The sequence below is a fragment of the Crossiella sp. NPDC003009 genome (assembly GCF_053591555.1).
Window position 1 is genome coordinate 1 of the sequence record NZ_JBSFUA010000105.1, and the last position, 1590, is coordinate 1590.

The following is a 1590-nucleotide window of genomic DNA, read 5'->3' on the forward strand; positions in this document are numbered from 1 at the left end:
CCTGGGAAGCGCTGGCCTCGGCCTGGCTGGCCGACCTGGCCGCCGCGGCGGCGGCCCGCTGCGCGTCCTGGTCGGCCTGCTGCGCCTGGCGGGCCGACTCAGCGGCCTGGTCGGCCGAGCGCTGCGCCTTCTCCGCCTCCTGCTTGGCCTTGTCGGCGTACTCCCTGGCCTTGGCCGCGGACTTCTGCGCCTCGGCCGCCCAGTGCTTGGCCTCATCGGCCGCCCCGCGCGCGGTGTGCGCGTAGGACTGGGCTTGCAGCGCCGCCTGCCGGGACTCCGCGGCGATCTTGTCCGCGTCCGCCAGGTAGGACTCGATCTTGGCCACGTGGCTGGCGGTGTCCGCGTCCCGCTGCTGCGCCTTGTACTGCTCGCTGGTGAGGAACTTGCGCCACAGCGAAGGCGGGCCGTTCAGCGCGGCCTGCGCGGCGGCCTTGACCTCCTTGCCGCCGTTGGTCATCGCCTGGGTGACCAGCACGTGGTCGTCGTCCTGGCGCGCCTTGTGCTGCCCGGTGGCCAGGAACGCGGTGCGGTCGGCCGGGGTGCCGCGCAGCGCCTTCTGCGCCGCGGCCTTCACCCCGGGGCCACCGGCGTTCATGATCTGGGTGATGGCGACCTGGTCGTCCTCGTCCTTGCCCGCGTACCAGCGGTCCTGCAGGAAGTCCTTGACCACGTCGTGCTTGGCGGTGAGCATGTCCCGCGCGGACCAGCGCAGGCCCTCGTTGCCCGTGGTGTCGGCGATGTGCAGCACGCTGGCCCGGTCGTCCTCCTCGACCGCCTTGGCCACCCCGCCGCGGACGAAGTTGAGCACCTCGTACTTGTCGCCGACCAGCGCGTTCTCCGAGGCCGCCCGCACCCAGCCGCCACCGGTGGTGACCAGCCGCGCGGCCACCTTGCGGCCGTTGGCGACCGCGGTCTCCTCCGGGGTGGCCGGGTCCTGCGCCTGGGTCAGCAGCCGCTGCGCCTCGGTGTCGAGCTTCGCGGCCTCGCCCGCGACCCAGGTGGTCTCGGTCTGCTTGTTCTCCTCGGCCAGCTTGGCCTCGACGGCCTCCTCGATCGCCTTGGCCTTCTGCGCGGCCAGGCGCTCGTCCTCGGCCGCCCGGCTGGTCGCGGCGATCGAGCGGGCCAGGTCGGTGTACCTGGTGGCGTCGTCGGCGTAGAGCTTGGCCTTGTCCGCGGCGGCCTGCGCCCGGTTCGCCGCGCCTTCGGCGTCGTTGGCGTGCTTGACCGCCTCATCGGCCAGGCGGGCCGCGTTGTCGGCGTGGTTGGCGGCGTCGTTGGCCGCGTCCCTGGCCTGACCGGCGTAGCGCGCGGCGTCACCGGCGATCCGCTTGGCCTCCCCGGCGGCACGCTTGGCCTCGGCGGCCTTGCGCTTGGCCTGCGCGCTGGCCTGCTTGGCCTGCGCGGAGCTGGCGCCGGCCTTGGCGGCCCAGTCACCGGCCTCGCCGGAGGCGCCACCGGCCTCATCGGCGTGCACACCCGCGCTGGCGGCCGACTCGGCGGCCTTGCCTGCCGCGGTCGCCGCGATCGCGGCCTGGTCCGCGGCTTCGGCGGCCAGTCGAGCGCCCTTGGCCACATCACGCGCGGCCTTGG

General features: G+C 74.5%; 1 pseudogene. It reads right to left on the minus strand.

Going from position 1 to position 1590, the window contains the following annotated elements:
* A pseudogene (locus ACWDY5_RS41425) lies at positions 1 to 1590 on the minus strand (chemotaxis protein); the annotation flags it as partial.